We start from the raw sequence: 25419 nt of genomic DNA, 5'->3' as shown, positions 1-25419 counted from the left end.
CGTGTTCTGGGTGATCGTGGCGGCGATGGTGGTGGTGGTCGGCGGCACCGCGCTGGTGGCCCTCGGCGGAGGCGGCTCGCTGCCGGAGGCGGAGCACGACCGGATCGCCGCCCGGCTCCCGCAGGACCGCCCGCTCGCCAAGGCCGACGTCGACGGCATCCGCCTGCCGATGGCCCTGCGCGGCTACCGGATGGACGAGGTCGACGACGTGCTCGACCGCCTCGGCGCCGAGATCGCCCTCCGGGACGAGCGGATCGCCGAGCTGGAGGCCGGCGGAGCCGTCCGCGGCGCCGTCGAGGCCACCGCGCAGGGCGGCACCGAGCCGCTGCCCGGCCTGGAGGACTTCGCCAAGGTCGTCAGCGTCGAGAAGCACACCGCGCCCTCCGGCCCGGACCACCGGTGAGCACCCCGTCCGGCGCCGTCCGGGGCGCCGACGGCCTGCTGCGGTGCCCCTGGGGCGACTCGGCCGACGACTACCGCGAGTACCACGACACCGAGTGGGGCCGGCCCGTCCACGGCGACCGGGCCCTGTTCGAACGGATCTCGCTGGAGGCCTTCCAGTCCGGCCTCTCCTGGATCACCATCCTGCGCAGGCGGGAGGGCTTCCGGGCGGCCTTCGCCGGCTTCGACCCCGCCAAGGTCGCCGCGTACGGCCCCGAGGACGCCGAGCGGCTGCTCCAGGACACCGGGATCATCCGCAACCGGGCCAAGATCGCGGCCACCATCGCCAACGCCCGCGCCGCCCTGGAGCTCCAGGACGGCGGCCTGGACGAGCTGATCTGGCGCTTCGCCGCCGACCCGGACCGCCCGGCCCCCCGCACCCTGGCGGACGTACCGGCCGTCACGCCCGAGTCGACGGCGCTGGCGAAGGAGCTGAAGAAGCACGGCTTCCGCTTCGTCGGCCCCACCACCGCCTACGCCCTGATGCAGGCCTGCGGCCTGGTCGACGACCACCTGGCCGACTGCCACGCCCGGTAGCCGCCGCAGAGCGGCCCCAGGGCGCACGCAACCGGTGAACCCAGGGCGCGGGGAACTGCGCGAAGGCGGAAGGGACGGCGCTGTCGTTTCGAAGCATCGCCGCACTTGCACCTCCCGGGGGCGCGGGGAACTGCGCGAAATCGGGAGTGACGGACCTGCGCCTTCCGCCCTCGCGCAGTTCCCCGCGCCCCTTGGCCCTGCATGGCCGAGGTCCTGGCGAGGCCTTAGCGGCCGAGGTACTTCGGCTGCTCCTTGGCGATGAACGCCTGCACCGCGATCCGGTGGTCCTCGCTGTCGCCGGCCAGCGTCTGCAGCTCGTCCTCCTTGTCGAGCAGCTCGCTCAGCGAGTGCGAGGCGCCGTACGCCAGCGACTCCTTGATCGCGCCGTACGCGACCGTCGGACCGTCGGCCAGGCGGCGGGCGAACTCGCGGGCGGTGTCGGCGAGTTCGGCGGCCGGGACGACCTGGGTGGCCAGGCCGAGGGCGAGTGCCTCGGGGGCCTTGACGGTGCGCGGCAGCATCAGCAGCTCGGTCGCCCTGGCGTGCCCGACGAGCCGGGGCAGCGTCCACGACGCGCCCGAGTCCGAAGTGAGTGCGATCCCGGCGAAGGCGGTGTTGAAACCGGCCGTGTCGGCGACGATCCGGAAGTCGCAGGCGAAGGCCAGCGAGGCGCCCGCGCCCGCCGCCACACCGCCGACGGCGGCCACCGTCGGCTTGCGCATCCCGGCGAGCGCCCGGACCAACGGGTTGTAGTGCTCCGCCACGGTCCGCAGAGCCCCCTCCCCGGTCTTCGCGGCGCGCTCCAGCTGGCCGAGGTGCTCCTTGAGGTCCTGGCCCACGCAGAAGGCCTTGGAGCCGCTCGCGGTGAGCAGCACGGCCCGCACCGCGCTGTCCCCGGCGGCGGCGACGACGGCGTCCCGCAGGGCGACCTTCGTCGGGACGTCCAGGGCGTTCATCGCGTCGGGCCGGTTGATGGTGATGACGGCCAGGCCGCCGTCGAGTTCGTACAGCACGGAGTCGGACATCGGCGAGGGCTCCCAGGGGGTTCGTGGGCAGGGACGCCTCAGCATGCCCGAGCCCGGCGGGCGGTGGGGAGTGTGAGCTGCGGCACCTTCACGCGGCGGCTCAAATCCGGTGCGGGCGGGGCTTCCGGTGGGTAGGAGGCTGCTGGAGAGGGGGCCTGTGGAGGCGGCCGGGAGCGTGACGTTGGTCATCGGGCCGCCGCATGCGGGATAATGGCTTCCGATCAATGCGTTCGATACCGGCGGTGGACGGACTTGCCGGTACGTAGCTTTGCAGTTGCAGGAAGGGGAACGAGCATGGCGGCCATGAAGCCGCGGACGGGTGACGGCCCGCTCGAGGTCACCAAAGAGGGGCGGGGCATCATCATGCGCGTTCCGCTCGAAGGCGGCGGGCGCCTCGTTGTGGAGCTCACGCCCGATGAGGCGGACGCCTTGGGTGAGGCCCTGAAGAAGGCCTGCGGCTGACGCAGCGGGTGCTCTCTCATCTCCTGGAGATGCGTGCGGAGCCCGGTCCGGTACCCACCGGACCGGGCTCCGTGCTTTTCCGGGGCCGGGAGCACGGGCCACGAGCACGGGCCAGGAGCACGGCTCAGTGGCTCAGTGGCGCTTGACTGCGCAGAGCAGCCCGTCGCTGACCGGCAGCAGGGCCGGCAGCAGCAGCTCGCTCTCCCGCACCTCGCGGACCAGCTCGCGGACGGCGTGGGTCTGCGGGTCGCGGTGGTCGGGCGCGGCGAGGCGGCCCTCCTGGAAGACGCCCTCGAAGCAGACCATCCCGCCGGGGCGCAGCAGCCGCAACGATTCTGCAAGGTACGCCGCCGATTCGGCCGGGTCACCGTCGCAGAAGACGAGGTCGTACTGGCCGTCGGCGAGCCGCGGCAGCACGTCCAGGGCCCGCCCGGGGATGAAGCGTGAGCGGTTCGGGGCGAAACCGGCCGCGTGGTACGCCTCGCGGGCGAACTGCTGGCGCACCGGCTCGGCGTCGACGGTGGTGAGTACGCCGTCCGGCCGCATGCCGCGCAGCAGGTAGACGCCGGAGACGCCGGTGCCGGTGCCGATCTCGGCGACGGCCTTGGCGTCCAGTGCGGCGGCGAGCAGCCGGAGGCAGGCACCGCCGCTCGGCCCGATCGCCCGGATGCCGGTCCGTGCGGAGAGGGCTCGGGCGTAGGTCAGCACCGCGTCCTCACCGACGTAGGTGTCGGCGAGCGCCGCATGCGCGGACCCGTACTCGGTGATGGCTGCCTCTCCTGGAGCTCTGACGGGCGGTCGGCCGGCCTCGGGGTGCCGGATGTCGATATTTCCTGGCACAGATTACTGGCCGGGCGGGAACCGCGTTCGATGACCGGCCGTTGGTCCTGAAGGAAAGGGGTGATCGGCCCACGCACGATCGCCGGAGACCCCCCGGGGCCGGGCGGTGGGCGGCGGTCGAGCGCTTTTATCCAGATCCGACGGGTGAGGTGGATATGGTGGTGGCCCTGCTGGGCAGAAGAGCCGACCGAGGAGGTGTGGCTGAGGGCGACGCCCCTGTGCTGCGGCCTCTCCGCGGCCTTGCGTCGGTCCGTACGCCGAAGCCCGTGATGAACAAGTCCGCGCAAACCCCCCTGGACAAGTCGACCGCAGCCGACGACGCGGTGATTGTCGCTCCCGCCCCGCATGTCGCCTTCGCCGAGGGCCCCGACGCGCAGACGTGGACGCCTCCCAGCTGGGAGGAGATCGTCGAGGCGCACAGTGCCCGGGTCTACCGGCTGGCCTACCGCCTGACGGGCAATCAGCACGACGCCGAGGACTTGACCCAGGAGGTCTTCGTCCGGGTGTTCCGCTCGCTCTCCACGTACACGCCGGGCACCTTCGAGGGCTGGCTGCACCGGATCACCACCAATCTCTTCCTCGACATGGTCCGCCGACGCCAGCGGATCCGCTTCGACGCCCTCGGCGACGACGCGGCCGAGCGGCTGCCGAGCCGCGAGCCGAGCCCGGCGCAGCACTTCAGTGACACCCACTTCGACGCCGACGTCCAGCAGGCGCTGGACACCCTCGCGCCCGAGTTCCGGGCCGCGGTGGTGCTCTGCGACATCGAGGGCCTCTCGTACGAGGAGATCGCCGCGACGCTCGGGGTGAAGCTCGGCACCGTGCGCAGCCGCATCCACCGTGGCCGCTCGCACCTGCGGGCCGCTCTCAAGCACCGCGCACCCGGTGCCGCTCCCGGCCGTGTCCGCCGCGGTGGCACGGCCGAGCCGGTCGCCGTCGGCGCCGAGGCGGGCCCCTCCGGCGGTGGTGAACGGGGGCGCTCGTGACCAGCGCCAACCCGTCCGGCCCGACGGGCCTCGAACCCTCCGGGCGCTCCCGGCGCGGCTCGGGCTGGGCGCAGCTCGGGCGCCGTGGCGAGGCCGTGGACCAGGCCGCCGCCATGCGCGGGCTGCCGGTGCAGCCCGCCGATCCGCTGCCCGACGAGCACCACCTGGGCGAGCGGCTCTCGGCCTTCGTCGACGGTGAGCTCGGCCACGACTCGCGCGAGCGTGTCCAGTCCCACCTGGCGACCTGCCCCGAGTGCCTCTCCGAGGCGGACGAGGGCCGGGCCGTCAAGCACCTGCTGACGCACACCGGCACCCCCGGCCCGTCCGCGACGCTGATGTCCCGCCTGATGGCCGTCGCGGCCCTGCCGGACGACGAGCCGGGCGGCTCCGGGCCCGGCGGATCAGGTTCGGGCAGCTCCGGTTCCGGTGGCTCGGCCACCGCCGCGCTCGGCGCGGCGGGCACGATAGGCGGCAGCCGACTGACCGGCGGGTCGTTCGGCCGTGGCGCCGGCGCCTCCTTCGGCGCGGGCGCGCTCGGCGCGCAGTCGCCGCTGCCCGGCGTCGACCCCCGGGCCGGCCGCAGGCCGCAGCAGCCCGGCTACGGCCAGGCGGAGCAGCGCGGCCAGGCCGATCAGCACGCCCAGCGCCAGGCGGCGCCCAGGCCCGCCCCGGCCCGCTCCGAGCGGCGTGGGCCCGGCGGGCTGGGCTCGCTGATGCCCGCCGCGGTGGCCCGTCCGGCCGCGCCGCGCGCCCGGCGGTTCGTCTTCGCCGCCGCCGGGGCCTTCTCGGTCGCGGCCGTCACGCTCGGCGGGGTCGGCGGCGTCTCCGGCCTGCTGGCGGGCGACGACCAGCAGCACGGTTCGGCGGTGAACCCGGCCCGGGTCGGCGGCGGCGCACCCGTCGTCCCCATCACGGGTGAACTCTCGGTCGACTTCCCGGTCTACCCCGTACGGGCGTCGCACGGCGCGGGCGCCGTCCCGCAGGCGCCGTACGGCGGCCAGGCCGACGCCGACCACGTCATCCCGCAGCACCTGCTGCGCTGAGCCCGGCCCACGGTGACCTGGGATCGGCCACCGGTTGAACTTTGCCCCGGCTTCATCAACTCGGGGGCCAAAGTCCGGCCGGTGGCCATTACGCTGTAGAGACCGCTGACCTTCGAGCTCATCGGGTTCGTCCATCAGGAGCTGGGAGCTTACGTGTTCTCCGACATAGGCCCACTCGAGGTCGTGACGCTCGTCATCATGGCCGTCGTCATCTTCGGGCCGGACAAGCTGCCCAAGCTGATCCAGGACACGATGGGCTTCATCCGGAAGATCCGGTCCTTCGCGGACAGCGCCAAGGAGGACATCCGCTCCGAGCTCGGCCCGGAGTTCAAGGACTTCGACTTCGAGGACCTGCACCCGAAGACCTTCGTCCGCAAGCAGCTGCTCGGCGGCAACGAGGACCCGCTCGGGTTCAAGGAGATCCGCGACGGGCTGGACTTCAAGTCCGTCCTCAACGACGAGCCGCCGAAGGCCGCGCCCGCCGACCTCACCAAGAGCCCCTCCCCGGCCCCGGCGACGGGCGACCCGCTGGTGAAGGGCGAGCGCCCGCCGTTCGACCTCGACGCCACCTGAGAGCCCTCGCGTACGGCTGCGCCGGGCTTTCCGGTGCGCGCCGCTATTGTGCTTACGTCTCCCGGTGTGGGCCAGGTCACGGCTGTTCCGGCCGCGATCTCCCGGGCGGGAGCGTCGGCGTGCGCCACCATGGAGCCCGCTGCGCAGGGAACAGGTGTCGAGGAGGCCCGGGGATGGACGCGAGGAGCAGTGCGAGCAGCACGGCCACGGCGGGGGAGCAGGGCGCGGCGGTGGTCGGCGCCCAGGCCGGTCCGCCGGCCGATCCGATGGCGCCCTACCTGGCCGCGGACTTCCCCTGGTACGGCCTGGACGACGGCTGGACGGGCCGCCGCTGGCTGATGCAGGCCGGTGCGGGCACCGCCCGGGGCGGGCAGCGCACCGGCGTCGACTACGGCACGCTCGGCCACGGCGAGGAGCCGGCCAAGAGCTACGAGGCCCGGGACGTCCGCCGGTTCGCGGTGGTGGTCACGATGGGCCGCCGCGACGTCCGGCGCAGCGCCGACAACACCGGCACCCTGGAGGCGACCTCGGCCTCCTCCGCCGCCTGGCTGGCCGGCTCCGGCCTGCTCGCCGCGACCTGGCCGGGCCAGCTCGACCGGGCCCTGCGGCAGGACTGGCTCGACCAGCAGACCGCCCTCGCCTGGGACCTCGCCGACGACCTCGACGGCCCCGGCTGGTCCACCCTCACCCTCCCCGTCAACGGCCTCCCGCAGCCCTTCCGCTACCGCGAGTCCGAATACGGCTGGGTCCTGGCCGGCGAGGCTCCCGGAGTCCTCCTGGGCGCCTACGGCCGAGGCATCAGCGCCTACGGTGCCGGCTTCGGCACCGTCACCGACCTGACGGCCTACACGGCCCGCTGACCTGCTCGCGCAGGCACCGGAGCGTCATCCCCAGGGGGGTGACGCTCCGGTGCGTCTCAGCGGGTCAGAACTTGTTCAACTCAGCTCATCGGGCCTCTGATCAGCTGACTTATCGTCAGCATTGGGCCCCGGGGCCGTCGCTGGGCCGTCAGCCGGGTCGGGGCCGCCGAGGGCCTGGTCGATCGCGGCCTTCGGGCGGTTCTCGGCGTCGGGCATCAGGTGGGTGTACGAGCGCAGGGTGAACCCGGGATCGCGGTGCCCCAGGTACACGCTCAGGGCCTTGATGCTCTCCCCGAAGCGCAGCAGGACCGAGGCGTAGAAGTGCCGCAGCGCATGCATTCCGTTCTCGCGGCCAGCCGGGATGCCGGCGGATTTGAGAGCCGGGCGCCAGATCTCGACGTTGAAGCGATTGCGGTTCAGGTTGCGCTTGTTGGCGTCCACGAAGAGCAGGTCCGCCGAGACGGGCCGACCGTCCACGCTCCGCCAGGGCAGGGAGATGGTGACCGGCGGGTGCACCGCGAGGTGGGCCCGGAGAGATGCTGCCACCGAGTCGGGGAGCGGGACGGACCGGGTCTTCCCGCCCTTCGGCAAGGAGAAGACCGGGCGGTTCCTGATCAGTCGGACCTGTCGGACGACGTTCACGACGCCCTTGGTGAAGTCGATATCGTCCGCCGCCAAGCCGAAGATCTCCCCCTGACGCAGGCCGCAACCTGCCCCCAGGTCCACCATGGGCCTGAGCCTGGCCGGGACGGCAGCCCGTACACCGAGGACCCACTCACGGGACCAGGGCACGAGGCGCCGAGGAGCAAGCTTCGGCGGACGCACGGAAGTTGAGCGACACGGGTTGCTCGGGATGAGCCGGTCCTCGACCGCAGCGGTGAGCATCGTGCTCAGGTTAGCGAAGATCACCCGCTGCGAAGCCGGAGCGAGCCCGCCAGCGGCCAGCTTCACCAGCCACTCGCGGATGTCGGATGGCCGAAGCGCACTGAGCGGCCGGGTGCCGAGGTGCGGCACCACGTGAAGCCGGATGCGCTGCTCGGTACTGACGTACGACTGCGGGTCCATGGTCAGCGAGGCCAGCCACTTTTCGGCGTGCTGCCTCACGGTGATCCGTCCGGCGTTGGGGTCGATGTACTGGCCGCGTGCCATGTCGGCTTCGAGCTGCGCGAGCCACTGATCGGCCTGCCGCTTCTGGCGGTCGGGGAAGCTCTTGGACTTCTCGGTGCCGTCGGGGCCGATGTACCGGGCGCGGTAGCGCATGCCGGTGCCGTGGCGGTCGGTCTTGACCCTGACGGGCTTGCCGTTGGGGCCGGGACTTCCGGGGCAAGCGCCATGACGACGTGACGGCCGTGATCGGTCGATTCGCCTTGATGTAAGAGCAGTGAGTTGGGAAGGGCAGAGAGGAGGAGTGGAGGTGGGAGGGGTGTTACGAGTTTCGCTACTTAATCAAGGCTCGCTGCGCTCGCGGCGCTGGCCCGCCGCTCGCCGTCGCTCCTGTCTTCGCCCCGCTTCGGCGGCGCCGGCCGCGCCAGCTGCTGGCGCCTTGTGCCGAGTGGATGTTCAGACCCCGCCGTGGCCGGGGGCGGGCGGCTCCACGGTTTTACCCACCTGCCAGGACCGGTACCCGCACTGAGCAAGAACGGGGGGCCACTCGGCCAAATTGCGGTCAGGCCCAGAAGCCCCTGACCGAGTCGCAACAGCTTACGGCCCCCCGATCATGCTCGGACCCAGACCAGACAGGACACCGGCCAAAACCGCTCCACCACCCGCGAGGCCAAGGGCCGGAGGGCCTTCTAAGCTGGACACAGGGTCTGGTTTTTCGTCGTACGTGGGCGGTAAGTGGCTCGGAGGTCTCCATGCCAGAGCAAGCAGGTCGTTTCGAACGGTTCGGGGTTTCGATCATCAGATCCCCTGTAACGCTTCTGCTCGCTGCGTTAGGCGTACTTGTGACGGTATTGGCACTGAGCGGGGCACTTGTCGCGAGCGTCCTGGCCGTGGCGTTGACGCCGCTAGTAGTGCTGTATGCCGCTATGCGTCGCGACTACAGCGCACGGATTCACGGGATCCCCAAGATGTGGACTAAACCGTGGCGTTGGAGCGGTGACGAGATTTCCCAGGGCTGGCGCGAATGGGCAGGTTTCGCAACTTCGGCGCAAAGCTGAGCCCTTGTCCACCTAAACGCACTAGACGGCCCCGGGAGGCGAGTCCCGGGGCCGTCTCTGGGCCGTATGGGGTCAACCAGTGCCAATCAACGTTGACAACTAGCGACGGTATAGATGCTGGTCAGAGAGCCGAAGCGGTGTTCGGTCGCTGGTCAGCCGAGTGCCTGATCAGAACTTGTTCTTCGGGGTCAGCCCCAGGGACAAGCCGGAGAGGCCGCGCTGGCGGCCGCTGAGCTTGCCGGCGACGGCGCGGAGGGCGGCGCCGGCCGGGGAGTCGGGGGCGGCCAGGACGACGGGGGTGCCGTCGTCGCCGCCCTCGCGGAGGCGGACGTCGATCGGGATGGAGCCGAGGACGGGGACGGTCGCGCCGACCGAGCGGGTCAGGGCTTCGGCGACGATCTGGCCGCCGCCGGTGCCGAAGACGTCGACGATCTCGTCGCAGTGCGGGCACGGCATGCCGGCCATGTTCTCGATCACGCCCACGATCTTCTGGTGGGTCTGCAGCGCGATGGTGCCCGCGCGCTCGGCGACCTCCGCGGCGGCCATCTGCGGGGTGGTGACGATCAGGATCTCGGCGTTCGGCACCAGCTGGGCGACGGAGATGGCGATGTCACCGGTGCCCGGCGGGAGGTCGAGCAGCAGCACGTCCAGGTCGCCCCAGTAGACGTCCGCGAGGAACTGCTGGAGGGCGCGGTGCAGCATCGGCCCGCGCCAGACGACCGGCGTGTTGCCCGGGGTGAACATGCCGATCGAGATGACCTTCACGCCGTGCGAGGACGGCGGCATGATCATGTCCTGGACCTGGGTCGGGCGGCCCTCGACACCCAGCATCCGGGGCACGCTGTGCCCGTAGATGTCGGCGTCCACCACGGCGACCTTCATACCGTCGGCGGCCATCGCGGCGGCCAGGTTGACCGTCACCGAGGACTTGCCGACGCCGCCCTTGCCGGAGGCGACCGCGTAGACCCGGGTCAGCGTGCCGGGCTTGGCGAACGGGATCTCCCGCTCGGGCGCCCCGCCGCGCAGCAGGGTGGAGAGCTCCTTGCGCTGCTCGTCGCTCATCACGTCGAGCTCGACCTCGACGGCCGTGACGCCCGCGACGGCGGTGACGGCCTCGGTCACCCGGCTGGTGATCGTCTCGCGCATCGGACAGCCGGACACGGTCAGGTAGACCGCGACGCGGACGGTGCCGTCGTCGTCGATCTCGACCGATTTCACCATCCCGATCTCGGTGATCGGACGGTTGATCTCCGGGTCGTTGACGGTCGCGAGTGCCTCGCGTACGGACTCCTCCGTCACGCCGACCGCAACCTCTGTCTCGTTGGCCATGCCTTGATGGTACGGCTCGCCGGATGGCGGATAACTCGGCAGTAGGGTGCTGCCGGTCACAGCATCTCGGACGCGTCCCGCCGCTCGTCGATCTCCTTGAGCAGTGACTGCAGCTCGGAGCGGATGAAGTCCCGGGTGGCGACCTCGCCGAGGCCCTGCCGCAGTGCGGCGACCTCGCGGGTCAGGTACTCGGTGTCGGCGATGTTGCGGTCGCTGCGGGCCCGGTCCTGCTCCATGTTGACGCGGTCCCGGTTGTCCTGCCGGTTCTGCGCGAGCAGGATCAGCGGCGCCGCGTACGAGGCCTGGAGGGAGAGCACCAGGGTGAGGAAGATGAAGGGGTAGTTGTCGAACCGCCAGTCGCTGGGCAGCGTGGTGTTCCACAGCACCCAGATGACGATGATGATCGTCATCCAGACGATGAACCGCCCGGTGCCGAGGAAGCGGGCGATCCGCTCGGAGAGCTTGGCGAAGGACTCCGGGTCGTACGTCGGCAGCGTCAGCAGGCCGGGGCGCGAGGTGCGCGGCTGGTCGAGCCTGGCGCGGGCCGAGCCGCCGGACTGCTCGGCCCGGGGCGTGCTCTTGCCCTCGCGGACGCGCAGCTCCCGCAGCTCACGCAACTCCCGCAGCTCACCCTGGAGGCGCTGGCGCGGGCTCTCCTCCCGACGCCCCTTGCGATCAGCGTCCACCGACTTCCTCGCTCTCGTGCCTGTGGTCGTTGTCGCCGTGCAGTGCGGCCTCGCGCCAGTCCTCGGGCAGCAGGTGGTCCAGCACGTCGTCGACGGTGACGGCGCCGAGCAGGTGGTCGGACTCGTCCACCACCGGCGCCGCGACCATGTTGTACGTCGCGAGGTAGCTGGTGATCAGCGGCAGCGGGGTGTCCGGCGGCAGCGGGTCGAGGTCGTCGTCGACCAGCGAGCCGACCAGCGTGTACGGGGGCTCGCGCAGCAGCCGCTGGAAGTGCACGGTGCCCAGGTACTTGCCGGTCGGCGTCTCGTTCGGCGGCCGGCAGACGTACACCTGGGCGGCGAGCGCGGGCTTGTTGTCGGCGATCCGGACGCGGGCCAGTGCCTCGGCGACGGTTGCGTCCGGCTCCAGCACGATCGGCTCGGTGGTCATCAGACCACCGGCGGTGTCCTCCTCGTACGAGAGCAGCCGGCGCATCTCGGCGGCGTCCTCGGGCTCCATCAGGCGCAGCAGCCGCTCGGCGTCCTCCTCGGGGAGGTCGGAGAGCAGGTCGGCGGCGTCGTCCGGGTCCATCGCCTCCAGGACGTCGGCGGCGCGCTCCTCCTTGAGCTTGCCGATGATCTCGATCTGGTCGTCCTCGGGCAGCTCCTCCAGGACGTCGGCGAGCCGGTCGTCGTCGAGGGCGGCGGCGACCTCGGCGCGGCGCTTGGCGGACAGGTGGTGCATGACGTTGGCGAGGTCGGCCGGGCGCAGTTGCTCGAAGGTGGCCAGCAGGTTGGCCGCGCCCTGGCCCTCCTCGGCGAGCGCGAAGCCGGTCACCGCCGACCAGTCCAGCGTCAGGGTCTCGCCCTTGGCCTTCCGCAGCCGGCTGACCTTGCCGGTCTGGACGAAGACCTTGGTGATCTCCCACTCGCGGACGCGGGTCTGCACCATCGCGACGTCGAGGACGGTGACCTCTTCGTGCGTCTTGGTGCGGGTGACGGTGCGGTCGAGCAGCTCGGCCAGCACGAGCGTCTCGGAGGGGCGCTGTTCGAAGCGCCGCATGTTGATCACACCGGTGGTGAGCACCTGGCCGGATTCGAGACTGGTCACCCGGGTCATCGGCAGGAAGATCCGCCGTCGGGCGACCACTTCGACCACCAGCCCGAGCACGCGTGGCGGTCGGCCGCCGATCCGCAGTGACACCACGACGTCGCGGACCCGGCCGACCTGGTCACCGTTCGGGTCGAAGACGGCGACTCCGGAGAGATGCGAGATGAAGACCCGGCTGCCTGGCCCTGCCATGGACTCCCTCGTCTCTCCGGTTGTTCCGCGCCTAGGCTACCTGGGCCGGAACCCGTCAGCCCGTCAGCTCCCGCCCTGGGCGGCCGTGACCGGCGTCTGGAGTTCGGTGACCCAGGTGGACGGATCGCCCTCGCACTCCAGGTACAGCTCACGGGCGTAGCCGGTCGGGCGGTGGCCGGTGGCGTCGATCCACCGGGCGAGGGTCTGCGAGGTGGGCAGCACGCCGTCGAGCGAACCCCGGTGGACGATGGTCGCGGCCTGCTCGATCGCGGGCAGGTCGACCACCGCGAAGCCGGGGTCGCCGGCCGGTGCCGAGCCGACCGGCTCGGCGACGTGGACGGTGACGGCGCCGTCGGCGGCGTCCTGGTAGTACGCGATGCTGGGCCCGACCGGGGTGAGACCGGCCTCGGCGACCCGACGGCACAGCTCCCCGAAGAGCGGCCCGATCACGGGGGTGATGTCCTCGGGCTCGTAACTCGCGGCGGTGGCGCTGAGCTCGGCGACCCGGACACCGGGGATGCGCTTGAGCACGACGTCGTCGGTGGGCATCCGGCCCTCACTCTCGATCGTCCGGAGCCTCGCCTCGACCCTGGTGAGCCGGGTGGCCGTCTCGGCCACCACCGCCTCCAGCTCGGCCTGCCGCAGCCTGAGCATGCCGCGCAGCTCCTCCGCGCCGACCTGCTCGTCGAGGATCGACCGCACCTGCTGGAGCGTGAAGCCGAGGTCCTTCAGGGCGATGACGCGGTTGAGCTGAGCCAGCTGGGCGGCCTCGTAACAGCGGTAGCCGTTGACGGGGTCGACCCGGGCGGGCCGCAGCAGCCCGATGGCGTCGTAGTGCCGGAGCATCCGGACGGATACCCGGCCGTGCTTGGCGAAGTCTCCGATGGTGAACATGGTGAGTCCGAGTGAAGGGCCTGACACGGTGTCATGGTCAAGCGGCGTGAACTAGCGGGAGCGCAGCCGCTTGAGGACCAGCTTCGGCAGCCCGGCCGGGATCGGCCGGCGGGTGGTGACGGGCGACTCCATCGGGGCGGCGGCGTGCGAGGCCTCCGACATCGCGCCGGGCTGCTCGCTGAGCGGGCCGGACGGCGCCAGCCGCAGGACGCGGCACTCGCGGGCCCAGCGGTCGCCGATGGTGTCGGTGTCGGGGGCGTTCAGGCGCTTGCCCTTCAGCTCCTCGACCGCACCGAGCCAGCCCTCGCTCTGCGGCGTGAGTTCGCTCACCTCGGCGGGCCAGGCGGTGAGCCGCCCCCACTTGTCCTTGCTGCGGACGGTCACCGTCGCGGTCGCACCGGCGGTCAGCCCGTGCAGCGGCTGCTCGGCGCCGTCGCCGACCACCACCACGGCCCCGTCGTGCCAGGCGTGCCACAGGGCCCGGCTCTGTGACTGGCCCTCGGCCAGCACCCAGAGCAGCCCGGACTTCTTCGCGGCCTCCTCCAGGAGGGCCCGGTCGTGCAGCGCGCGCTCGTCGGGGGAGGGGGCGGCGGTCGTCGTAGGCTCCATGACGCACCAGGTTACGGCGTCCGGCCCACCCTGTCCGGAGGGTGTCTCACGGCTCAGGATGACAGTGTCATGACTCGTTGATACCCCTTACCTTTGTACTGTCCCCGCCGCCCCGCCCGACCCCCAGGAGGAGAGCTGTGCCCACCGCCGCCCGGCCTGACACCGCAGCTCAAGCCCCCTCCCAGGTCGAAGCCGCCGCTCACGCCCCGCTCCCCAAGGCGGACCTGCTGCTGCTGGCCGTGTCGATCGGCGGGATCTCGCTCTCCGCACCCCTGATCAGTGCCACGGCGGCCCCCGCGCTCGCCATCGCTTTCTGGCGCAATGTCATGTCGGTCGGCGTGCTCGGCCCGTACGCGCTGCTGCGGCACCGCGCCGAGCTGCGCGGCATCGGCCGCCGCCCGCTGCTGCTCGCGATCGCCGCCGGGGTGCTGCTGGCGGTGCACTTCGCGCTCTGGATGCCGAGCCTGCGGCTGACCTCGGTCGCCTCGGCGACGGCACTGGTCACCACCACCCCGCTGTGGACGATCCTGCTGATGCGGCTCTTCGGCACCAGAGCACCACGGCTGGTCTGGGCGGGCATGTGCGTGGCCTTCGCGGGCGTCCTGGTGCTGACCGGCGTCGACCTCTCGCTCTCCTCCAAGGCCCTGGTCGGCGACGCGCTGGCGCTCGGGGCCGGGCTGGCGGCGGCGGGCTACATGCTGCTCGGCGCCGAAGTCCGACGGACCGTCAGCACCACGGCGTACACGCTGGTCTGCTACACGACCACCGCCGTCGTGCTGCTCGGCGTCTGCCTCGTGACGGGCACCGGGCTCTCCGGCTGGTCCGCCGGGGTGTGGTGGCAGATCGCCCTGCTGATGGTCACTGCCCAGCTGCTCGGCCACTCGCTGAGCAACCGCGTCGTCCGCACCCTCGGCCCGTCCGTCACCTCGACGGCGATCCTGCTGGAGACCCCCGGCGCAGCCCTGATCGCCGCCGTCTGGCTCGGCCAGTGGCCCCCGGCGGCGGCCTACCCGGCCGTCGCCGTCATCCTGCTCGGCCTCGTCCTGGTGGCCAGGGGCGGCCGCCGCTGACGCCTGGCCCAGCCACGCAAATGCCCCTGGGTCAGCCAGGTGCGTGGAGGTGCTGCGTCAGAGCCAGCCGTTGCGGCGGAAGCCCCGGTACATGCCGATGCAGATGACCGTGATGGCGCCGAGCACGATCGGGTAGCCGTAGCGGTGGTGCAGCTCGGGCATGTAGTCGAAGTTCATCCCGTACACGCCGGTGATCATGGTGGGCACCGCGAAGATCGCCGCCCAGGCGGTGATCTTCCGCATGTCCTCGTTCTGCGCGACGGAGACCTGCGCCAGGTTCGCCTGCAGCAGCGAGTTGAGCAGCTCGTCGAAGCCGTGCACCTGCTCGGTGACGCGGGCCAGGTGGTCGGCGACGTCCCGGAAGTACTTGCGGATGTCCGGGTCGACCGGGCCCTGCACCGACTCGGAGAGCTGCTGCATCGGCCGCAGCATCGGCGTCACGGCCCGCTTGAACTCCAGCACCTCGCGCTTGAGCTGGTAGACCCGCCCGACGTCCGCCCCGCGACCGCCACGGTTGGCGAAGACGTCGATCTCGATCTCGTCCACGTCGTTCTGCAGCCGCTCGGCCACCAGCAGGTAGTCGTCGACCACCTGGTCGGCGATCGCGTGCAGCACCGCCGACGGGCCCTTGGTGAGCAGCGCGGCGCCGTCGAGGTCGCCTTCGAGGCGGTGGCGCAGCTCCTTGAGCGAGCTGTGCGCGCCGTGCCGGACGGTGATCACGAAGTCCGCGCCGACGAAGACCATCAGCTCGCCGGTGTCGACCACCTCGCTGGTCGGGGTGAGCTGGGCGTGCTCCACGTACCGGACGGTCTTGAAGACGGCGAACAGCACGTCGTCGTACCGCTCGACCTTGGGCCGCTGGTGCGCGTGCACCGCGTCCTCGACGGCCAGCGGGTGCAGGCCGAAGCGCTTGGCGATGCCCTCGAACTCGGCCTCGGTGGGCTCGTGCAGACCGATCCAGCTGAACGATTCGGCTTGCTGCTGCTTGGCGAGCCGGACCCGCTGGACGGCCTCGCGCGGGCTGCAACTCTCGCCGGCCCGTCGGCCCTCCTGGTACACGGCGCAGTCGACGACGGCGGATTCGCCGTGGCCGGGGCGCAGGAGGTCGAAGGGCTCGTCGGTCCGGCGGCGCTGGGGACGGACGGCGGCACGCAGGTTGTTGATCATCGACATGGCTGGCTCCTCAGGGCAGGAGTCGTCGCACGGTGGCGCGCGGTGGCAGTCATGGTGCGACGGCGGGGGTACACCGACGGGAAGGGCCGGTGCCCACGCTCAGTCCTGTGCCTTGCTGGGGCGCGATGTGGACGGCGGGGCTCCGGCGAGGGCGCTCTCCCGGCCTGCACTGCGACGCCTTGTCGGATCAGCCTGATCGGTCGGACGGACTGGTGACGGACCGTCGGATCAGCGGTACGAGCGGCGAGGACGATGCGGCCGGGCAGAGCTGCCGGTACTGCATGGTCGGCTGGTATCCACCACAACCACCTCCTTCGAGCCGCTTGCCCTGGAGATGAGCATCCCCGGTGCCAAGTGGCCCACACTAACAGTTGGCCCCCCGCCGCTGCTGGGGTGTTCTCGGGCCGGGCCGCCCGAAGGTCTAGGGTCGGGTCCATGGCGCACGACTTCCCCCTCTTCGGTGACTTCTCGGACGGCTCCGGCTCCGGCCCCGACGAGCTCTCACGCGAGTCCGTCCTGGCCGCCGTCGAGGCCCGGCTGCTCAGCACCTTCGGCGAACCCACAGGTCGGGCGGGTGTCACCTTCCTCGGCGCCGACCGGATCGAGGTGCTGCGGTTCGGCCCGGACGCCGACGGTCTGGTCCGGTACGCGACCCTCGGCATGGCGGCCGCACCGATGGCCGACCCGTCGGCGATGCTGGCCGATCCGGTGCAGGGGCCGCGCGCGGAGTTGGTGCTCACCGTCCGTGGGGGGCGTGACGACGTCGTCCGCACGCTGGCGACGTTCGCGGCCACTCCGCAGGTGGAGGGCCTGGTCGTGGCCCCCGGCGGCTCGCTCGACCTCGGCCGGCCGCTCTGGGAGGGGGCACCCTTCACCTCCGTGCTGGCCGCCGAGCCGGGCGGTCTCGTCCCCGACCTGGAGCTCGCCGCCCCGGCCGCCCCCGTCCACTTCCTCCCCCTGCTGCCGATGACCCCCAACGAGGCCGCCTTCAAACGCGTCCAGGGCGCCGCCGCCCTCGAAGAACGCTGGCTCAGCCACGGCACAGACCTCCGTGACCCGCAGCGGCGCGGCGTCCCCTTGGACTAACGCAACTGGCTGGCCCCAGGGGCGCGGGGAACTGCGCGAAATCGGGAGTAATGGTCCGGTGCCTTCCGCCCTCGCGCAGTTCCTCGCGCCCCTGGAGGTGCATGGTCGGTCCAGGTGCGAAGCCCGTCAGGGGTGGGTCTCGATGAAGCCGAAGACGCCGCTGGCGACCAGCTGGACGGCGATGGCCGAGAGCAGCAGCCCGGAGAGCCGGGTGATCAGGACGACGCCGCCCTCCTTGATGATCCGGATGATCACGAGCGAGAAGCGCATGGTCAGCCACATGACGATGTGCATCGCGACGATCGCCGTCCAGACCGCGAAGTCCTGGGCGCCGCCGTGGGCGCCCTGGACGGCGAGGATCACCGCGACGATCGCGCCGGGCCCGGCGAGCAGCGGGGTGCCGAGCGGGACGAGGGCGACGTTGACGTCCTTGGTCTGGGTCGGCTCCTCGATCTTGCCGGTGAGCAGGTCGAGGGCGATGAGCAGCAACAGGATGCCGCCGGAGATCTGCAGTGCGGGGATGGAGACGTGCAGGTAGTCGAGGATCTGCTGGCCGAAGAGGCCGAAGGTGGTGATCACGCCGAGCGCCACGGCCGCCGCCTGCCAGGCCATCTTGCGCTGCACCTTGTGCGCCCGCCCGGAGGTGAGGGCGAGGAAGATCGGGATGGTGCCCGGCGGGTCCATGATCACGAAGAGGGTGACGAAGAGCGACCCGAAGGTCGTCAGGTCGAAGAAGCTCATGGGGCGGTGCTCGGATCTGCCGGGGGTGCGTCGCTCATGTCACGTATTGTCCGATCGCGCCACGGGTGACGCACCCTCAGCGGGTGATCGGCTCGGCGCCGGTGGCCTGGGCGAGCAGCTGCTCGTACGCCGCTGGGTCGGTGGTGTGCTCGCCGAGCCGGACGGTCTTCCGGCTGCCGTGGTAGTCGCTGGAGCCGGTGGTGAAGAGGCCCAGCTCGGCGGCGAGGCCGGTCAGGTGGGTGCGGGCCTGCTCGTCGTGGTCGACGTGGTCGACCTCCAGCCCGGCCAGCCCGGCCGCCGCGAGGTCGGCGATCACCTGGTCGGAGACGGTGTGCCCGCGCTTGACCGCCCCGGGGTGGGCGAAGACCGGCACGCCCCCGGCGGCCCGGACCCGCCGGACGGCCGCCGCCGGGTCGGTCTCGTGCTTGCGCACGTCGGCCCGGCCGCCGTTGGCGAGCCACTCGGCGGTGAAGGCGTCCGAGACCGTCTCGACCACGCCCGCCTCGACCAGGGCGCTGGCGATGTGCGGGCGGCCGACCGAACCGTCGCCGGCGATCCGCTGCACCTGTTCCCAGCTGATCTCCGCCCCCAGCTCGCGGCAGCGCTCGACGATCGCCCGGCCGCGCCGGAAGCGGTCCGTCCGGACGAGCTCGCGCTCGGCGGCGAAGGCCGGCTCGGCGGGGTCGAAGAGGTACGCCAGCAGGTGCATGCTGATGCCCCCGACCTGGCAGGACAGCTCGGCGCCGGGCACCAGGGTGAGCCTGCTGCCGCTCGGGAGGGCGTGCACGGCCTCGGCCGCCTCGACGTGACCGGAGACCGTGTCGTGGTCGGTCAGGGCGACCACGTCCAGCCCGGCGGCCACGGCTGCCGCGACCAGCTCGGCGGGGGTGTCGGTACCGTCGGAGGCGTTGCTGTGGGCGTGCAGGTCGATGCGCACTGGCTCTGGACTCCTGGGGTGGGCTGGCAGCTCAGCCCAGGATAGAGGCCGCCTTGATCCGCCCGGAATCCGTCCGGACGCGCCTGGTCAGGTCGGGTCGGCTCAGGTCAGCAGGCGCGGCGAGAGCGCACCGCAGGGGAGCAGTTCGAGCTCGGCCCCCGCGTCCCGCAGGTCGGTGAGCACCAACTCGTCGTACATCATCAGCCCGGACTGCTCGGGCCAGACGATCGCCCAGAGCCAGAGCCCGCGTGCCTCGCCGACGAAGACGGCGCGGTCGGACGCTGCGTCCGGCACGTGGAACATCGGCGTCGGCCGCCCGGCGGCGAGCAGCTTGGCGTCGGCGGGCTTGTAGAGCGAGACGGACTCGCCCGGGTCGGGCCCGGGGAGCCCCGCGTACCGGGCGCCGAGGCCGACCCCGAGCTCCTCCGCGACGAGCACCAGCTCGCCGAAGCCGCCCAGCGGGGCGGGCCCGGAGCAGGCGACGGCGGTGGCGCGGGCGCCGGAGAGGTCGTCCCCCGCGTGGGCGATGCCGGTGTAGAGCCAGCCGACGGGCAGCGGCCAGGGCAGCCAGACGGGGATCTGCGACCGCGTGACGGCCACACCGAGGGCCTCGATGCTCGGGGGCAGCACCGGCTGCATCGGGTGCACGGCGCCGTGCTGGTCACACTGCCAGGTGTCGGAGAAGAGTCCGGGCGCCCGGACCCGGCCGGCGCACCTCGGGCAGCTTGGCTCGCCCCTCATAACCGACAACGGTCCTCCCTCCGGAGCGCCGCGTCAAGGACGATCACCCGTATGGGGCGCGTCGCGGTGCCGTGCAGTCCTAAGGGGATGTCCCGTGACGCGTACCGGCAAACCCGCCCGGTGCCGGGCCCGAACACACTGACGCCCCGTCATCCTCCGATGGGTCGGATGACGGGGCGTCAGTGGGGTATCGGAGGCTCGGACGGGGCGTCGGCCCGTCCGGCGCCGGTCAGACCGCCTTGCACGGGCGGATCAGGAGGCGCTCGCCGGTACGGGCGGCGGCATCCACGAGCTCGCGTACGGTCGCGGCGTCGGCGATCTGGGTGTCGGTGGCGGAGCCCTGGATGTCATCCAGGCGGAGGATCTCGAAACGCATGGGCCTCTCCTTCTCTGACCTCGGTGGCTCCCGAGGCTCGTTCGGTTCGGTCGTTGTTGCTGGTGCCTCAGCAACCAAGGTGCCGGGCTGCGGCTAACGGGCGATTGCCTGCCCGTTAAGTCCCGGTTTCGACGTCAGTGTCAACGGGGCAGCGTGGATCAATGATTCCCGGACAGAATCAAATATTACCCGAGCTAAAGACTTTTGTCCTGTGCTATGTCAACTCGGCGTGATGTGGATCACAGTGCGAGTGGGTCTACCGCCAGAAACCGGCCAGTGCGGCGGCGGTCTCGGCGGGCTGCTCGGCGTTGGGCGAGTGCGCCGCGTCGACGATCACGACCCGGTCGGCGCCGAGGCGCTCGGCCATCGCGGACTGCTCCTCGACCGGCCAGGCGTAGTCGCGGATGCCGGAGAGCACCAGCTTGGGCAGCGGCACGGCGGCCAGCTCACCGACCCGGTCGGGGGCGGAGATCAGGTGGCTTCCCATGGCGATCAGAGCCTCGGGGAGGTTGGCCAGCCAGCGGCGGTGCAGGAAGTCGGCGATCTCCGGGCGCAGCGCCGGGGCACCCTCGTCCATCTGCTGCATGATCTGCCAGATCGACTCCAGATCCATCGAGGCCAGGGCGTCCACCAGCAGCTTCGTGCGGGCGGCCTCGCTCGGGTCGATCGCGCCGGGGCCGGTGGAGAGCAGCGTCAGCGAGCTCCAGGGCAGCTCCCCGCCCGCCCGCAGGACGGCCTCGCGGACGACCTGGCCGCCGAACGAGTGCCCGAGCAGGTGCAGCAGGCCGTCGCCGCCCAGCTCGCCCGGCCCGCCCGGCCCGCGCAGGGCGGCGGTCAGGGCGAGCACGTCCTCGGCCAGCTCGCCGACGGCGTACGCGGCCTGGTCGGCCGGGCCGCCGGTCTCGTACTGCCCGCGCTGGTCGACCGCGACGACGCGGTAGCCCGCCAGGGCCAGCGGCTCCAGGAGGGCGATGAAGTCCTCCTTGCTGCCGGTGAAGCCGGGCACCAGCAGGGCGGTGCCCTTGGCGGGCCCGGCGGGCTCGGCCAGGTGGGCGGCGAAGCTGCCCCGGGCGGTGCTCAGCCGCAGGGCCTGGGCGCAGGAGGGGAGGACGAGGAACGGCGGGGTGCTCATCGGGGCGGGCTCCTTGCGGGGCGAAGGGCGCGAAACGGGCGGGTCGGATCGTATCGATCCGGCCCGCCCGTCCGTGATGGACCGCTCGGTCAGCTCTCCGGCGTCGCCTCGGTGGCGGCCGGACGGCGGGCACGGGTGCGGCGCTTCGGGGCCTCACCCTCGGCCGGAGCCTCCGCCGGAGCGGTTGCGGCGGCCTTGCGGGTGCGGGTCGCCTTCTTGGCCGGCGCGGCGGGTGCCTCGGGAGCCTCCGCCGCGACCTCGACGACCTCGACCGCCTTGACGGCTGCGGTCTTCTTGGCAGCGGTCTTGCGGGCGGCGGTCTTCTTCGCCGGGGCCTTGGGGGCCTCGGCCACCTCGACCGGCTCGACGGCCTCGACAACCGCGACCGCCTCAGCGACTGCGGTCTTCTTGACGGCGGTCTTGCGGGTGCGGGTCGCCTTCTTGACCGGCGCCTCGACCACCTCGGCCACCACGGCCACCTCGACGACCGCGACCGGCTCGACGGCTGCGGTCTTCTTGGCAGCGGTCTTGCGGGTGCGGGTCGCCTTCTTGACCGGCGCCTCGACCACCTCGGCCACCACGGCCGGCTCGACGGCCTCGACGACCGCGACCGCCTCGGCGGCCGGGGAAGCCACTGCGGCCTTGCGGGTGCGGGTCCGCTTGGCCGGAGCCTTGGCGGGGGCCTCGACGACCGGTGCCTCGACGACCGGTGCCTCGACGACCGGTGCCTCGACCACGGGGGCCTCGACGACCGCGACCGGCGCCTCGACCACGGGAGCCTCGACCACGGCGGTCTCGGTCACCACGGCCGCGGGGGCGGCGTTGCCACGGGAGCGGCGGCGACGGCGACGCGGTGCGTCGCCCTCGGCCGGAGCCTCGGCGGGGATGCCCACCACGGCCGACGTCTCGACGACGGCGGCGGCAGCGGAGCCCGCGCCGCCCCGCGTCCGGCGACGCTCACGCGGCTGCCGGGCCGCGCGCTCGGCGGGCTGCTCCGCAGCCGGCGCCGCCGCCGGGGCGGAACCGCCACGGCCGCCGCGCTCGCCGCTGCGCTCGCCGCCGCGCTCACCGCCGCGCTCGCCACGGCCGCCACGGTCGCCGCGCCCACCGGCACCGCCGGAGCGCGAACCGCGCCCGCCGGTCTCGCCCAGGTCCTCGACGGCCTCCGCGCCGAGCCCGGCGCGGGTGCGCTCGGAGCGCGGCAGGATGCCCTTGGTGCCCGGGGCGATCTTCAGCAGCTCGTACAGGTGCGCCGAGGTGGAGTAGGTCTCCTCCGGCGCGTTGAAGTTGAGGTCCAGCGCCTTGTTGATCAGCTGCCAGCGCGGGATGTCGTCCCAGTCGACGAGCGTCACGGCGGTGCCGGAGGCCCCGGCGCGGCCGGTGCGGCCGATCCGGTGGAGGTAGGTCTTCTCGTCCTCGGGGCACTGGTAGTTGATGACGTGCGTGACGCCCTCGACGTCGATGCCACGGGCCGCGACGTCGGTGCAGACCAGCACGTCGACCTTGCCCGCACGGAAGGCGCGCAGGGCCTGCTCGCGGGCGCCCTGGCCGAGGTCTCCGTGCACGGCCCCGGCGGCGAAGCCACGCTGGGTCAGCTCGTCGGAGACGTTGGCGGCGGTGCGCTTGGTGCGGCAGAAGACCATCGCCAGCCCGCGGCCCTCGGCCTGCAGGATGCGCGAGACCATCTCCACCTTGTCGAGCGAGTGCGCCCGGAAGATGTGCTGGGTGGTGTTGGCCACGGTGTGGCCGGTGTCGTCCGGCGCGGCGGCACGGATGTGCGTCGGCTGGCTCATGTAGCGGCGGGCGAGGCTGATGACCTGGCCCGGCATGGTGGCCGAGAACAGCAGGGTCTGCCGCTTGGCGGGCAGCATGGTGATGATCTTCTCGACGTCGGGCAGGAAGCCCAGGTCGAGCATCTCGTCGGCCTCGTCGAGGACGAGCGCGCGGACCTTCGACAGGTCGAGCTTGCGCTGCCCGGCGAGGTCGAGCAGACGGCCCGGGGTGCCGACGATGATGTCGACGCCCTTCTTGAGCGCCTCGACCTGCGGCTCGTACGCGCGGCCGCCGTAGATCGCGAGAACGCGGACGTTGCGGACCTTGCCGGCCGTCTGGAGGTCGTTGGTGACCTGGGTGCACAGCTCGCGGGTCGGGACGACGATCAGCGCCTGCGGGCTGTCGCTGAGCTGGTCCTCGGTGGCGCGGCCGGCGTCGACGTCCGCGCGGACGATCGCACGCTCGATCAGCGGGAGGCCGAAGCCGAGGGTCTTGCCGGTGCCGGTCTTGGCCTGGCCGATGACGTCGTGACCGGTCATCGCGACCGGCAGCGTCATCTCCTGGATCGGGAAGGGGTGGACGATGCCGACGGCCTCCAGGGCCTCGGCGGTCTCCGGGAGGATCCCGAGCTCTCGGAAGGTGGTCTTGGTGGGTTCAGCGGTGGTGGACAGGGTGCTGCCTCTTCCATGTGGTGGGGCCGAGAGCGAGAGGGCGGCGGGCAGCCTGCGGCTGCGTACGGGCCTTCCGGCCCTGTCGCAGTTGCTGGTCGCACAACCGCGCCGGCCCCTGCGGCCTGCCCGTCACGGACGGCCTGTCAGAAGGCTCGTCGTGCGGCGGCGTGGGGGAGGATTCCCTGCGGGGCCATGCGCGGGACCTTCGCCGAGCGGCGCGGTCCGCGGCGACCCTCGCTCGGCCACTGATGCGGTGCCAAGGCTTGAGGTCCAAGCCGAGGTCGGAGCCGATCGGGTCTCCGACCGGGCATCCGCGTACATGAGGCCGGTGTCCGTACGGAGCACTCACGTGCTGCCTGGGTACATCGGGCCTCCCTACCACCATACAGTCAGGCGGCGACTCGAACACGTGACGCGTCTTACTCCGTCCGTGGCCGTCGGCGCACACGGGCGCGCCGGGCGCGAGGGTCTAGGGTGGCGAGCCATGGAGACTCAGCAGGACGGGACCTCGATGGCAGGCGGCACCTCGCTCGGTGCGTGGACGAGCTGTGCGGCCGACCCGGGCTACCGGGCGGCGGTGCTGGACCTGCTCGGTGCCCTCGCGTACGGCGAGCTGAGCGCCTTCGAGCGGCTCGCGGAGGACGCCAAGCTCGCCCCCGGCCTGCCCGACAAGGCGGCGCTGGCCCGGATGGCCTCGGCCGAGTTCCAGCACTACCAGCTGCTGCACGACCGGCTCGCCGAGGTCGGCGCGGACCCGACCGAGGTGATGACGCCCTTCGTCGAGCCGCTGGAGTCCTTCCACCGGATGACGGCGCCCTCGGACTGGCTGGAGGGCCTGGTCAAGGCGTACGTCGGCGACGCGATCGCCACCGACTTCTACCGCGAGGTGGCCGTCCGGCTGGACGACGACACCCGGGAGCTGGTGCTGCGGGTGATGTCCGACACCGGGCACGCCCAGTTCGCCGTCGACCGCCTGCGGCAGGCGATCAAGGAGGACCCCCGGGTCGGCGGCCGGCTGGCGCTCTGGGGCCGACGGCTGATGGGCGAGGCGCTCAGCCAGGCGCAGCGGGTCGTCGCCGAGCGCGACGCCCTCTCCAACCTGCTGGTCGGCGGGGCCCAGGTGCAGGGCTTCGACCTGGTCGAGGTCGGCAAGATGTTCAACCGGATCACCGAGGCCCACACCAAGCGGATGGCCGTCCTCGGGCTCGCGTCCTAGTCAGGCTTCAGCAGGTCTAGGCGTGCCGGTGGCGGCCTCGGGGGCGGGGCTCGGCGAGGTCAGGGCGGGCCAGTACGGAGACCAGCAGCGCCGAGCCGATCGCCGCCAGGGCAAGTGACAGGCCGGGCAGGCGCCCGTCCAGGGCGTAGCGGGAGATCACGCCGCCGAGCAGGGCGGCGACCACGCCGGTGGTGAGGGTCAGACTGCGCGGGCCCGGATACCAGCCGGGCAGCAGCACCACGGCGCCGATGCCCACGGCGAGGCCGATGAGGGCGAACACGGTCGACTCGACGTACACGGGCTGCCTCCCTGGGTGGTCCCTTGCGGAGCCCTTACCCAGCTGTCACCCGGATACGCCGGTGGATACGCCAGTGCCCCGGCCCCCTGGTGCGGGGGCCGGGGCACTGGACGGGTGCATCAGAGGGTGCCGAAGCCCACCTTGCGCACGCTGGGCTCGCCGATCTCCACGTACGCCAGGCGCTCGGCCGGGACGATGACGCGGCGGCCGTGCTCGTCGGTCAGCGTGAAGAGCTTCGCGGTGCCCTCCAGTGCCTTGGCGACCGCGCTCTCGATCTCTTCGGCAGTCTGCGTGCTGTCGAGAACGATCTCTCGAGGCGCGTGCTGCACGCCGATCTTGACCTCCACGGCTTCCGTCCCTCCGGGGTTGCAGGCATCCATGCGCAGAAGCCTCCGAACTGCTGTTCGTGGACCTTGCGCCGTACGGCTTCACCTTAGAGCACCAGCTTCGCCCGGAGGCGAAGCTCCGCTGATCGG

At 72.1% G+C, this 25419-nt stretch carries 28 protein-coding genes; 11 read left to right on the top strand and 17 right to left on the bottom strand.

The features are described 5' to 3' along the window. Position 1: 1 nt before the first annotated feature. Both ACR68M_RS11690 and ACR68M_RS11685 read left to right on the top strand, forming a co-directional pair. Positions 2-403: a DivIVA domain-containing protein gene (locus ACR68M_RS11690; RefSeq protein WP_441250391.1), complete on the top strand. Its 402-nt coding sequence runs from the start codon at positions 2-4 to the stop codon at positions 401-403. Then, positions 400-978 carry a DNA-3-methyladenine glycosylase I gene (locus ACR68M_RS11685; protein ID WP_441250390.1) on the top strand — a complete coding sequence of 193 codons (579 nt, stop codon included), beginning with the start codon at positions 400-402 and terminating at the stop codon, positions 976-978. The genes ACR68M_RS11690 and ACR68M_RS11685 overlap by 4 nt, the downstream gene beginning before the upstream one ends. A 224-nt stretch (positions 979-1202) precedes the next feature. On the opposite strand, the gene ACR68M_RS11680 is transcribed toward ACR68M_RS11685, so the two are convergent. Beyond that, positions 1203-2003: an enoyl-CoA hydratase-related protein gene (locus ACR68M_RS11680; protein WP_441250389.1), complete on the bottom strand. Its 801-nt coding sequence runs from the start codon at positions 2001-2003 to the stop codon at positions 1203-1205. A 294-nt stretch (positions 2004-2297) separates the two neighbouring features. On the opposite strand from ACR68M_RS11680, the gene ACR68M_RS11675 reads away from it, so the two are divergent. Then, a complete protein-coding gene (locus tag ACR68M_RS11675) occupies positions 2298-2465 on the top strand; it encodes a DUF3117 domain-containing protein (RefSeq protein ID WP_014137929.1) in 168 nt (55 codons plus the stop codon). 132 nt (positions 2466-2597) lie between these two features. Here the strand turns inward: ACR68M_RS11675 and ACR68M_RS11670 are convergent, their stop codons facing one another. Then, positions 2598-3287, bottom strand: coding sequence for an O-methyltransferase (locus ACR68M_RS11670; protein WP_441251584.1), 690 nt, complete (start codon positions 3285-3287; stop codon positions 2598-2600). Between the two features lie 173 nt (positions 3288-3460). Between ACR68M_RS11670 and sigE the strand changes: the two genes are divergently transcribed. The 4 genes from sigE to ACR68M_RS11650 all read left to right on the top strand — a co-directional run bounded on the left by sigE (position 3461) and on the right by ACR68M_RS11650 (position 6767). Continuing rightward, a complete protein-coding gene (sigE, locus tag ACR68M_RS11665) occupies positions 3461-4291 on the top strand; it encodes an RNA polymerase sigma factor SigE (RefSeq protein WP_441250388.1) in 831 nt (276 codons plus the stop codon). Further along, positions 4288-5334 carry a zf-HC2 domain-containing protein gene (locus ACR68M_RS11660; RefSeq protein WP_441250387.1) on the top strand — a complete coding sequence of 349 codons (1047 nt, stop codon included), beginning with the start codon at positions 4288-4290 and terminating at the stop codon, positions 5332-5334. Before sigE ends, ACR68M_RS11660 begins: the two co-directional genes overlap by 4 nt. A gap of 153 nt (positions 5335-5487) precedes the next feature. Then, entirely contained in the window at positions 5488-5907 is a 420-nt protein-coding gene (locus ACR68M_RS11655; protein WP_441250386.1) for a sec-independent translocase, read from the top strand. Between the two features lie 173 nt (positions 5908-6080). Beyond that, positions 6081-6767, top strand: a complete 687-nt coding sequence (locus ACR68M_RS11650) for a hypothetical protein (RefSeq protein ID WP_441250385.1) — start codon at positions 6081-6083, stop codon at positions 6765-6767. Positions 6768-6842: 75 nt separating this feature from the next. Here ACR68M_RS11650 and ACR68M_RS11645 read toward each other — a convergent pair whose 3' ends face one another. Beyond that, positions 6843-8027, bottom strand: coding sequence for a tyrosine-type recombinase/integrase (locus tag ACR68M_RS11645; protein ID WP_441250384.1), 1185 nt, complete (start codon positions 8025-8027; stop codon positions 6843-6845). A 596-nt stretch (positions 8028-8623) separates the two neighbouring features. Here ACR68M_RS11645 and ACR68M_RS11640 point away from each other — a divergent pair. Further along, the gene (locus tag ACR68M_RS11640) at positions 8624-8929 is read left to right on the top strand and encodes a hypothetical protein (RefSeq protein ID WP_441250383.1); all 306 of its coding nucleotides are present in this window, start codon (positions 8624-8626) and stop codon (positions 8927-8929) included. A 168-nt stretch (positions 8930-9097) separates the two neighbouring features. Here ACR68M_RS11640 and ACR68M_RS11635 read toward each other — a convergent pair whose 3' ends face one another. The 5 genes from ACR68M_RS11635 to ACR68M_RS11615 all read right to left on the bottom strand — a co-directional run bounded on the left by ACR68M_RS11635 (position 9098) and on the right by ACR68M_RS11615 (position 13729). After that, positions 9098-10258 (bottom strand): Mrp/NBP35 family ATP-binding protein, encoded by a 1161-nt coding sequence (locus ACR68M_RS11635; protein WP_441250382.1) that lies wholly within the window; start codon positions 10256-10258, stop codon positions 9098-9100. Between the two features lie 56 nt (positions 10259-10314). Next, the gene (locus ACR68M_RS11630) at positions 10315-10944 is read right to left on the bottom strand and encodes a DUF1003 domain-containing protein (protein ID WP_441250381.1); all 630 of its coding nucleotides are present in this window, start codon (positions 10942-10944) and stop codon (positions 10315-10317) included. After that, positions 10934-12226 carry a magnesium transporter MgtE N-terminal domain-containing protein gene (locus tag ACR68M_RS11625; RefSeq protein WP_441250380.1) on the bottom strand — a complete coding sequence of 431 codons (1293 nt, stop codon included), beginning with the start codon at positions 12224-12226 and terminating at the stop codon, positions 10934-10936. The genes ACR68M_RS11630 and ACR68M_RS11625 overlap by 11 nt, the downstream gene beginning before the upstream one ends. Before the next feature lie 63 nt (positions 12227-12289). Then, the gene (locus ACR68M_RS11620; RefSeq protein ID WP_441250379.1) at positions 12290-13120 is read right to left on the bottom strand and encodes a MerR family transcriptional regulator; all 831 of its coding nucleotides are present in this window, start codon (positions 13118-13120) and stop codon (positions 12290-12292) included. A 51-nt stretch (positions 13121-13171) separates the two neighbouring features. Then, positions 13172-13729, bottom strand: a complete 558-nt coding sequence (locus ACR68M_RS11615) for a hypothetical protein (RefSeq protein ID WP_441250378.1) — start codon at positions 13727-13729, stop codon at positions 13172-13174. A gap of 137 nt (positions 13730-13866) precedes the next feature. Here ACR68M_RS11615 and ACR68M_RS11610 point away from each other — a divergent pair, with 137 nt between their 5' ends. Beyond that, positions 13867-14799 carry a DMT family transporter gene (locus ACR68M_RS11610; protein ID WP_441250377.1) on the top strand — a complete coding sequence of 311 codons (933 nt, stop codon included), beginning with the start codon at positions 13867-13869 and terminating at the stop codon, positions 14797-14799. Positions 14800-14856: 57 nt separating this feature from the next. Here the strand turns inward: ACR68M_RS11610 and corA are convergent, their stop codons facing one another. Continuing rightward, positions 14857-15972: a magnesium/cobalt transporter CorA gene (gene corA, locus ACR68M_RS11605; RefSeq protein ID WP_441250376.1), complete on the bottom strand. Its 1116-nt coding sequence runs from the start codon at positions 15970-15972 to the stop codon at positions 14857-14859. A 435-nt stretch (positions 15973-16407) separates the two neighbouring features. Between corA and ACR68M_RS11600 the strand changes: the two genes are divergently transcribed. Then, positions 16408-17058, top strand: a complete 651-nt coding sequence (locus ACR68M_RS11600) for a suppressor of fused domain protein (protein WP_441250375.1) — start codon at positions 16408-16410, stop codon at positions 17056-17058. Positions 17059-17184: 126 nt separating this feature from the next. On the opposite strand, the gene ACR68M_RS11595 is transcribed toward ACR68M_RS11600, so the two are convergent. The 6 genes from ACR68M_RS11595 to ACR68M_RS11570 all read right to left on the bottom strand — a co-directional run bounded on the left by ACR68M_RS11595 (position 17185) and on the right by ACR68M_RS11570 (position 23315). Further along, entirely contained in the window at positions 17185-17799 is a 615-nt protein-coding gene (locus tag ACR68M_RS11595; protein ID WP_441250374.1) for a MarC family protein, read from the bottom strand. 76 nt (positions 17800-17875) lie between these two features. Then, complete coding sequence (locus ACR68M_RS11590) at positions 17876-18736, bottom strand: PHP domain-containing protein (RefSeq protein ID WP_441250373.1); 861 nt, start codon at positions 18734-18736, stop codon at positions 17876-17878. Positions 18737-18838: 102 nt separating this feature from the next. Further along, positions 18839-19477 carry a DUF6758 family protein gene (locus tag ACR68M_RS11585; RefSeq protein ID WP_441250372.1) on the bottom strand — a complete coding sequence of 213 codons (639 nt, stop codon included), beginning with the start codon at positions 19475-19477 and terminating at the stop codon, positions 18839-18841. Between the two features lie 229 nt (positions 19478-19706). Next, positions 19707-19853 carry a hypothetical protein gene (locus tag ACR68M_RS11580; RefSeq protein WP_441250371.1) on the bottom strand — a complete coding sequence of 49 codons (147 nt, stop codon included), beginning with the start codon at positions 19851-19853 and terminating at the stop codon, positions 19707-19709. Between the two features lie 256 nt (positions 19854-20109). Beyond that, complete coding sequence (locus ACR68M_RS11575; protein ID WP_441250370.1) at positions 20110-20985, bottom strand: alpha/beta fold hydrolase; 876 nt, start codon at positions 20983-20985, stop codon at positions 20110-20112. Between the two features lie 89 nt (positions 20986-21074). Further along, positions 21075-23315 carry a DEAD/DEAH box helicase gene (locus ACR68M_RS11570; RefSeq protein WP_441250369.1) on the bottom strand — a complete coding sequence of 747 codons (2241 nt, stop codon included), beginning with the start codon at positions 23313-23315 and terminating at the stop codon, positions 21075-21077. Positions 23316-23940: 625 nt separating this feature from the next. On the opposite strand from ACR68M_RS11570, the gene ACR68M_RS11565 reads away from it, so the two are divergent. After that, positions 23941-24645 carry a ferritin-like fold-containing protein gene (locus ACR68M_RS11565; RefSeq protein ID WP_441251583.1) on the top strand — a complete coding sequence of 235 codons (705 nt, stop codon included), beginning with the start codon at positions 23941-23943 and terminating at the stop codon, positions 24643-24645. A gap of 16 nt (positions 24646-24661) precedes the next feature. Here ACR68M_RS11565 and ACR68M_RS11560 read toward each other — a convergent pair whose 3' ends face one another. Beyond that, entirely contained in the window at positions 24662-24943 is a 282-nt protein-coding gene (locus ACR68M_RS11560; protein ID WP_441250368.1) for a hypothetical protein, read from the bottom strand. A gap of 119 nt (positions 24944-25062) precedes the next feature. After that, entirely contained in the window at positions 25063-25290 is a 228-nt protein-coding gene (locus tag ACR68M_RS11555) for a DUF3107 domain-containing protein (RefSeq protein WP_441250367.1), read from the bottom strand. Between the last annotated feature and the right edge of the window lie 129 nt (positions 25291-25419).

The organism is Kitasatospora sp. McL0602, from assembly GCF_052076145.1.
Lineage (GTDB): Bacteria > Actinomycetota > Actinomycetes > Streptomycetales > Streptomycetaceae > Kitasatospora.
Note: the sequence above shows the minus strand (reverse complement) of the source record. Positions and strands in the feature narration are given on the sequence as shown.

Bases quoted from the DNA above. Each gene is read 5' to 3' on its own strand.
- ACR68M_RS11570 (WP_441250369.1), bottom strand. From the start codon at position 23,315: ATGACGCTGCCGGTCGCGATGACCGGTCACGACGTCATCGGCCAGGCC.
- ACR68M_RS11675 (WP_014137929.1), top strand. From the start codon at position 2,298: ATGGCGGCCATGAAGCCGCGGACGGGTGACGGCCCGCTCGAGGTCACC.
- ACR68M_RS11625 (WP_441250380.1), bottom strand. From the start codon at position 12,226: ATGGCAGGGCCAGGCAGCCGGGTCTTCATCTCGCATCTCTCCGGAGTC.
- ACR68M_RS11640 (WP_441250383.1), top strand. From the start codon at position 8,624: ATGCCAGAGCAAGCAGGTCGTTTCGAACGGTTCGGGGTTTCGATCATC.
- ACR68M_RS11635 (WP_441250382.1), bottom strand. From the start codon at position 10,258: ATGGCCAACGAGACAGAGGTTGCGGTCGGCGTGACGGAGGAGTCCGTA.
- ACR68M_RS11600 (WP_441250375.1), top strand. From the start codon at position 16,408: ATGGCGCACGACTTCCCCCTCTTCGGTGACTTCTCGGACGGCTCCGGC.
- sigE (WP_441250388.1), top strand. From the start codon at position 3,461: ATGGTGGTGGCCCTGCTGGGCAGAAGAGCCGACCGAGGAGGTGTGGCT.
- ACR68M_RS11645 (WP_441250384.1), bottom strand. From the start codon at position 8,027: ATGCGCTACCGCGCCCGGTACATCGGCCCCGACGGCACCGAGAAGTCC.
- ACR68M_RS11680 (WP_441250389.1), bottom strand. From the start codon at position 2,003: ATGTCCGACTCCGTGCTGTACGAACTCGACGGCGGCCTGGCCGTCATC.
- ACR68M_RS11580 (WP_441250371.1), bottom strand. From the start codon at position 19,853: ATGCGTTTCGAGATCCTCCGCCTGGATGACATCCAGGGCTCCGCCACC.
- ACR68M_RS11620 (WP_441250379.1), bottom strand. From the start codon at position 13,120: ATGTTCACCATCGGAGACTTCGCCAAGCACGGCCGGGTATCCGTCCGG.
- corA (WP_441250376.1), bottom strand. From the start codon at position 15,972: ATGTCGATGATCAACAACCTGCGTGCCGCCGTCCGTCCCCAGCGCCGC.
- ACR68M_RS11565 (WP_441251583.1), top strand. From the start codon at position 23,941: ATGGCAGGCGGCACCTCGCTCGGTGCGTGGACGAGCTGTGCGGCCGAC.
- ACR68M_RS11595 (WP_441250374.1), bottom strand. From the start codon at position 17,799: ATGAGCTTCTTCGACCTGACGACCTTCGGGTCGCTCTTCGTCACCCTC.
- ACR68M_RS11575 (WP_441250370.1), bottom strand. From the start codon at position 20,985: ATGAGCACCCCGCCGTTCCTCGTCCTCCCCTCCTGCGCCCAGGCCCTG.
- ACR68M_RS11650 (WP_441250385.1), top strand. From the start codon at position 6,081: ATGGACGCGAGGAGCAGTGCGAGCAGCACGGCCACGGCGGGGGAGCAG.
- ACR68M_RS11585 (WP_441250372.1), bottom strand. From the start codon at position 19,477: ATGAGGGGCGAGCCAAGCTGCCCGAGGTGCGCCGGCCGGGTCCGGGCG.
- ACR68M_RS11615 (WP_441250378.1), bottom strand. From the start codon at position 13,729: ATGGAGCCTACGACGACCGCCGCCCCCTCCCCCGACGAGCGCGCGCTG.